This is a genomic window from Sandaracinobacter sp., assembly GCF_041909755.1.
Lineage (GTDB): Bacteria > Pseudomonadota > Alphaproteobacteria > Sphingomonadales > Sphingomonadaceae > Sandaracinobacteroides.
In genome coordinates, this window is the sequence record NZ_JAYRCW010000115.1 from 1 (window position 1) to 6,751 (window position 6,751).

8 protein-coding genes are annotated in these 6,751 nt (G+C 66.8%); 2 read left to right on the forward strand and 6 right to left on the reverse strand.

The genetic code is table 11. The annotated features are described in order from the left end of the window. Positions 1 to 143: 4-oxalocrotonate tautomerase family protein (locus ACE3O8_RS12220; RefSeq protein WP_374390138.1), on the reverse strand; the 143-nt coding region annotated here is incomplete at its 3' end. 113 nt (positions 144 to 256) lie between these two features. Here ACE3O8_RS12220 and ACE3O8_RS12225 point away from each other — a divergent pair. Together ACE3O8_RS12225 and ACE3O8_RS12230 are read left to right on the forward strand one after the other, a co-directional pair. After that, entirely contained in the window at positions 257 to 658 is a 402-nt protein-coding gene (locus tag ACE3O8_RS12225; RefSeq protein WP_374390126.1) for a transcriptional regulator, read from the forward strand. Between the two features lie 51 nt (positions 659 to 709). Beyond that, a complete protein-coding gene (locus ACE3O8_RS12230) occupies positions 710 to 1,783 on the forward strand; it encodes a hypothetical protein (protein WP_374390128.1) in 1,074 nt (357 codons plus the stop codon). Here the strand turns inward: ACE3O8_RS12230 and ACE3O8_RS12235 are convergent. The 5 genes from ACE3O8_RS12235 to ACE3O8_RS12255 all read right to left on the reverse strand — a co-directional run. Then, a complete protein-coding gene (locus ACE3O8_RS12235; RefSeq protein WP_374390140.1) occupies positions 1,778 to 2,944 on the reverse strand; it encodes a dipeptidase in 1,167 nt (388 codons plus the stop codon). The two genes, ACE3O8_RS12230 and ACE3O8_RS12235, sit on opposite strands and share 6 nt — an antisense overlap. Positions 2,945 to 2,999: 55 nt before the next feature. Continuing rightward, a complete protein-coding gene (locus ACE3O8_RS12240) occupies positions 3,000 to 3,215 on the reverse strand; it encodes a helix-turn-helix transcriptional regulator (RefSeq protein ID WP_374390130.1) in 216 nt (71 codons plus the stop codon). 3 nt (positions 3,216 to 3,218) lie between these two features. Beyond that, positions 3,219 to 3,608, reverse strand: coding sequence for a hypothetical protein (locus tag ACE3O8_RS12245; protein WP_374390132.1), 390 nt, complete (start codon positions 3,606 to 3,608; stop codon positions 3,219 to 3,221). Between the two features lie 125 nt (positions 3,609 to 3,733). Beyond that, the gene (locus ACE3O8_RS12250) at positions 3,734 to 4,885 is read right to left on the reverse strand and encodes an alpha-hydroxy acid oxidase (RefSeq protein ID WP_374390134.1); all 1,152 of its coding nucleotides are present in this window, start codon (positions 4,883 to 4,885) and stop codon (positions 3,734 to 3,736) included. 123 nt (positions 4,886 to 5,008) lie between these two features. Next, positions 5,009 to 6,751, reverse strand: a 1,743-nt coding sequence (locus tag ACE3O8_RS12255; RefSeq protein ID WP_374390136.1) for an autotransporter domain-containing protein, incomplete at its 5' end; no start/stop codon positions are given.

Sequence of the window (6,751 nt, forward strand, 5' to 3'; positions counted from 1 at the left end):
ACCTCCTTGATGCGGACCCATGTGACGGGGCGCAGCGCTTCGCCTTCCACCCGGACGACCGCTTCGGTCACCTGTTCGATCAGGTCCCGCTTCTGCGCCGGGGTGAAGACGCCTTCGATCAGTTCGATGTCCACGAGGGGCATATCCGTTCCTTCCTGCCGGGGCCGTGCTGGCCCTGCGCCACATTTGCCCGAAGGCCCCCCGCCATGCTTGGCGGCGGCGTGGAGAATTTGTGGAGATTTGCTAAGGGTCGCGGATGCGGGTTCGGATCGGCGAGCAGGTTCTGGACATGACGCGGTTCGAGCTGAGCCGCGACGGCGAGGCAGCGCATGTCGAGCCGCAGGTGTTGCGGCTGATCGCGCATCTGGTGGCGCGTGCCGGCCAGCTTGTGACCCGGGACGAACTGATCCGCGAGGTATGGGGCGGGCGGATCGTTTCGGACACCGCAATTTCCAGCCGCATCAAATCCGCCCGCGCCGCCCTGGGCGACAGCGGCGAGGCGCAGCGCTGCATCCGGACCGTGCATGGCCACGGATTCCGGTTCGTGGCGCCAGTGGAGGATCTGGTGCCCGCGGCACCGGCGACGCGGCAGGATTTGCCGGATGTGGCGGCGAGGCCCTCGATCGCGGTGCTGCCGTTCGCGACGCTGGGCGATTGAGGCGAATGGGGGATCCTGGCGGAGGCGCTTTCCCACGACCTGATCGTGGAGTTGAGCCGCCTCAGATGGCTGCACGTGATCGCGCGCGGATCGAGCTTCCGGCTGGCCGCCGATGCGGACCCCCGCGAAGTCGGGCGCTTGCTGGGCGTGCGTTACTGCATGGCCGGGTCTGTCGCGTGCATCGGGCCACGGATGGTTGTGACGGTGCAGCTGGGCGATACGCGCGGCGGGATGATCTGGGCCGAGCGCTTCGAGGGACGGCGCGACGATGTGCATGACATCCGGTCGCGGATTGCCGCGGGCGTGACGACAGCGATCGAGCTGCGAATCCCCCAGAATGAGGCCGGGGCTGCGCAATTGACGACGCCGGAGAATCTGGATGCCTGGCAGGCCTATCACCTGGGGTTGCAGCACATGTTCCGCTTCAACGCGCAGGATAACGCAACAGCGGCCCGGCTGTTTTCGGCGGCGCTGGCGCGGGAGCCGGGCTTTGCGCGCGCGCATGCGGGGCTGAGCTTCACCAGCTTCCAGACGGCCTTCCTTCGCTATGCCGATATCGATGCGGCTCGGCTGAACGCACGGCGGCACGCGGAAGCGGCGGCGACTCTGGATGCGCTGGACCCGTTCGTGAATTTCACCATGGGGCGCAGTTTCTGGCTGGAGGGCCGGCTGGAAGACAGCCTGGGATGGCTGGAACGGGCGACGACGCTGAGCCCGAACTATGCGCAGGGCATCTATTCGATGGCCTGGGCGCGTGCGCTGCTGTGCGACGGGGCGGGTGGGCAGCATCAGGTGGACCGGGCGATGGCGCTGAGCCCCATAGACCCCCTTTTCTATGCGATGATGGCGACGCGGGCGTTCAGCCACCTGGTGCGCGGCGAAACGGCGGACGCGGCGGACTGGGCCGACCGCGCCGCGCGGGCGCCGGGGGCCCATGTGCTGATCGCGATGATTGCCGCTGCCATGCAATCGCTGAACGGCGACGAGGCGCGCGCCCTTCGATGGGCGGCCGAAGCGGGGTGGACGGGCGGGCTTTCGCAGGCGGACTTCTTCCGCAGCTTTCCGTTCGCCGAGGGGCCGGTGAAGGCGCGGCTGTCGGCCGCGCTGTCGCGGGTCAGTCTATAGCGGCTGGATGCCGGCGCGGATCAGGCGCAGCGCATTTTCGCCCATCACGGCGCGGATTTCCTCTGCCGTGAAGCCTTCGTCCATCAGGGCCTGGGTGATCTGTTCCAGCTGGCTGGTATCGAAGCGCACCGTCGTCGCGCCGTCGTAATCGCTGCCAAGCCCCACATGGGCGATACCGACGAGATCCCGCACATGCTTCATGGACCGGGCGGCCGTGCGCGGATCGGTGCCGCAGATCGCGCCGTCCCAATAGCCGATGGCGACGAGGCCGCCGGTGGCGGCGATGCCCCTGATCTCTTCGTCGGAAAGGTTGCGGTTGGTCTTGCAGATGGCCCGCACGCCACCATGGCTGGATACGAGGGGGCGGCGGGCGGTGGCGATGAGTTCGGCGACGCCTTTGTGGGACAGGTGGGCGACATCGACGATCATGCCCAGTTCCTCCATCCGGGCGACGACCTGTCGGCCGAGCGGGGTAAGCCCCCCCTTTTCGACGCCGTGCATGGAGCCCGCGAGTTCATTGTCGAAGAAGTGGGTGAGCCCCGCCATGCGGAAGCCGGCGGCGTGGAGACGTTCGAGATTTTCCGCCTTTCCTTCAAGGTTCTGAAGGCCTTCGATCGTCAGCATCGCGCCGACGGGCCGGGGGGATCGGGCGGCGGCAGTCAACAGGGCGTCGAGTGAAGCGGCATCGCTGACCTTCACCAGCGCGCCATCCGAGGCGGCCACCGCGCGATCCAGCTTCCGGGCGTGGAACAGCGAGCGTTCGGTGAGGGAAAACCATGTCCGGGGCGGCTGCAGCTGGGCGATGACGAGCGGGGTGATGTTGTCCGTGTCGCCGGTGTTGCCGTCGTAATTCTGGCCGCGCGGGCTTTTGGTGACCGAGGAGAAGAGCTGGAGCGTGACATTGCCCTGTTGCAGGCGGGGCAGATCCTCGTGCCCGCGCGATGCGCGATCCAGAATGTCGCGCTTCCACATCAGCGTGTCGGAATGGAAATCGACGATGCGCAGCGTGGCGTGCAGCGCCTTTGCCTCGGCCGAGACGGGGATGAGCGGGAGGCCATCCACCTTGTTGGTGCGGGATTCGAGGATGCCGGGCGCGAAGGCGAAAAAGCCGATGGCGGCGAGGCCGATCAGGCCCAGCAAGCCCCACACCCATTTGCGCATATCCATCCCCCCACTCGCGATTTTCCGGGAGGTTAGTTTGGCAAACTGCCTTCGCCTAGCCCTCCCACCCGAACACATCCTCGATGCCCACACCGAAGTGGCGGGCGATGCGGAAGGCGGTTTCCAGGCTGGGGGAATAGGCGCCCTGCTCGATCGCGATGATGGTGTGGCGGGTGACGCCGACCGCTTCGCCGAGTTCGGCCTGGGTGATGCCGCCGGCGAGCATGCGGTGCAGCTTCACCCGGTTGGTGATGGGGGGGCGCTTGCCCATGTCTCAGCCGCCGCGCCGGAAGAAGAAGATCTGCAGGGCGGACTCGGCAATGGTGGAGACCAGCAGGCTGAGGAGGATGCCGTGGAACAGCAGGTCCCCGTTGGGGTGGACCAGATAGTTCATCAGGGCGGCGATGCTGCCGAAGCCGAGGATGAAACCGGAAAGGCTGCCGGCGCGGGCAAGCGCGAGCCGCTCCCGCTCGTCGGCGGGGGCATCGGCTTCCTTCGGGTTGCGGGCGGCCAGAAGGCCCTGGATCAGGATGGAGCCGACGATCGTGGCGATGGTGATCTTGATGAAGTGGCGATCGACCGGGGGCGCTTCGCCGGTGCGCCAGCTGATGGGCTGGACATCGATCAGGTAGAAGATGGTGATGGCAAGGACCAGGGCGCCCATGGCCCAGGCCGACTTTTCACGGAAAGAAAGATCCTGGAAAGACATTTGCAGCTCCGATGTCGAAAATATTCGACTCGGTGTAAGGAATTACCATCCTATTGTCGAGAATTTTCTACATTTCGGAATCAGCGCCGGCGCAGCCGGTCGGGCGTCAGCTGGTCGATGCGCGTGACGCCCATCAGCTTCATGTCGCGTTCGATCTCTGCCCTCAGCTTGCCGAGGATGCGCCGGACGCCCGGCTCCCCTGCGGCCCCGAGCGCATAGAGGTAGAGGCGGCCGCCGGAGCAGGCGCGGGCGCCCGCCGCCAGCGCCTTCAGCACATGGGTGCCGCGCTGGATGCCGCCGTCGCAGATGATCTCGATCCTGTCGCCGACGGCATCTGCCAGTTCGGCGATCTGATCGAAGGGGGCGCGGCTGCCATCGAGCTGGCGGCCGCCATGGTTGGAGACCATGATGGCGGTCGCGCCGATGTCGATGGCGCGTTTCGCGTCGTCCACGCTCATCACGCCCTTCAGGCAGAAGGGCTTGTCGCCCCAGCTCTTGCGGATGGCCTCCGCGCGTTTCCAGTCCAGCGTCTGATCCAGCATCTGGGTGAAATAATCCGCCACCGACATGGATTTGCTGCTGCCTTCGGGCAGATGGCCTTCGAGGTTGGGGAGGCTGAAGCGTTCGCGGAACAGATAGTTCAGCGCCCAGCCGGGCTTTGTCGCATATTCCCAGACGCTTGAGGCGGTGAAGCGCGGCGGGCTGGTGAACCCCGTGTGCAGGCAACGTTCCCGGTTGCCGCCGACGATCGTGTCCACGGTGAGGGTGAGGCAATCGAATCCCGAATCCTTCGCGCGCTGCACGAGGCTGTGATTCAGCCCTTCATCCTTGTGGACATAGAGTTGCAGCATCTTCGGGCCTTCGACGGTGGCGCCTATATCCTCCAGGCTGACGGTGGAAAGGCTGGAGACGCCGAAATAGGTGCCGTAGGCCGAGGCGGCGCGACCGACGGCGCGTTCGCCCTGCCAGTGGAACAGGCGCTGAAGCGCGGTGGGGCTGAGGAAGAGCGGCATCGCCAGCTTCCGCCCCAGCACCGTGACCGACATGTCGATTTCGGCCACGCCCGCCAGCACATTGGGCAGCAGATCGACATCGTCGAAGGCGCGGGTGTTGCGCTGCTTCGTGATCTCGTCGTCGGCGGCGCCGTCGATATAGTGGAACACGGGCCCCGGAAGCCGCCGGCGGGCGAGTTCGCGGAAGTGCTGGACATTGTGGCAATCTTCAAGGCGCATGGCCGGACGTTAGCGGCCCGGCGCGCGAAGAACCAGCAGCGCGAATGCACTGCTGGTTCCTGCCCCTGGGGCCCCGCTTGGGGTGTGGGCCCCCGGAAATGGCGCCCTTTCAGTAGCGACCCGTCAGAAGCGGAAGGTGAGCGCCGCGCGGATGCCGTGATCGGACACCCCACTGCCCGCGATCCCGCTGTAGCCGACATCCACCTCGATGTTCTTCGAGACGTTGCCGGTGAGCGCGAGGCTGAGCGCCGCCACATCCTTCGCAAGCGGCGCGCCCATGATGTCGAAGGCGGGACCGGCCGCGAAGCTCATGGTGACCGGTGTCGAGCGGTCGCCGCCCGCCAGGTGCCGCCAGCCGATCGAGCCGGTGACGCCAAGGCCGGTGCCGACGCCGAAGCGGAAGCGGGTGCCGAGCTGGGTGAGCCAGAAATCCTCGCCGCCGGAGCCGGAGAGGGCCGCCGATCCGCCGGATTCGGAGAAGCCGCCGCTGGACAGATCGACATAGGCAAGCTGGAAGAAGGGCTCCACCCCGAAGCTGCCGATATCCAGCTTGTAGCCGGCGTCTGCAAAGATCTGGAACGTATCCAGGCTGTAGTCTGCAGTCGCCGTGTCGCTGAAGCCGGTGAAGGCGATGTTCCGCACCGTTTTCACATCGCGCCACTGATAGGCAAGGCCGGCGCGGGCGTTGAAGCCCAGGGCGTTGAAGCCGACATAGGCGCCCAGATAGGCGTCGCTGGTATCCGCCCGGGAATCCCGGTCCGAAACCTTGATCTTCGCTTCGCCATAACCGGTGACGGCGCCCAGCACGAGGCCGCCTTCGTTCACCATTTCGCCGCCGATGAAGAAGCCGCCGATGTCGCGCTTCGCATCGGCCGCGTTGCCGTCTCCGTCGAAGGTGGCCCAGCTGCCATAGCCGTGGATCCACAGGCCCTTCCCGACCGGGCGTTCGCCCACCGTCCGGTTGATCATCGCTTCACGGACGAAGCGGCTGTCCTCCAGCGTGGCGCCGCGGGCGGAGGCGTGGATTTCCCCGGAAATGGAGTCGAAGGCTGCCTGCGCCTCTGCATCGGTCTGCAGATAGGCGATCGCGGTGTACATGGCCCCGTTTCCGGCATTGTCTGCCCCCGAAGCCGCCGCGATCTGGTTCGGCGTCGCCCCCGCCGCCGCGAAGGCGCGGTTGCGGGCGACGTTCAGATACACATTGTTGGCATCATAGGAGGGCGTGACGCCGATGAAGGCCGAAACCCGCGTCGCGGCCCCCGTGACAGCGCTGTAGGTGCCGGTGACGCCGCCGTCCGCCGTCAGCACGGTATAGCGCGTGCCGAGCGCGAGACGCGGCGCATCGAGCTTCGTGACCGTCAGCGTGGCGCCGGATTCGATGGTGGCGCGCCCGCTGATGTCGATCAGGTCGGACTGGCCGAGCGAATCCAGCTCCACATCATAGAAGGAGCCGGTTGCCTGGGTGAAATCCCCGTTGACGACCAGCGTGCCGATGGACGCGCCGGGTGCGACGCGGCCGCCGGATTCGACGACCGTGCTGCCCACCGTGCCCGATCCGCCCAGGATGCCGCCCGTGCGGACGGTGACGGCAGAACTGCCCAGATTGCCATCCACCTGCAACAGCCCCTGCTGGACGAAGGTTCCGCCCGAGAAGCTGTTGTCGCCGCCAAGGACAAGCGCGCCGGCGCCGGCCTTGGTGACGGTGCCGCTGCCGCTGAGCCCCTGTGCGAAGCTGCCGGCGGCGCCCTGATCGAACACCAGGAAGGCGCCGCTGGCGACGGCGATGCTGCCGGTGCCGAAGGTGGTGCTGTTCCCGACAACGGTTCCGGCTGCGATGTTCGTGCCGCCGCCATAGCTGTTGGCGCC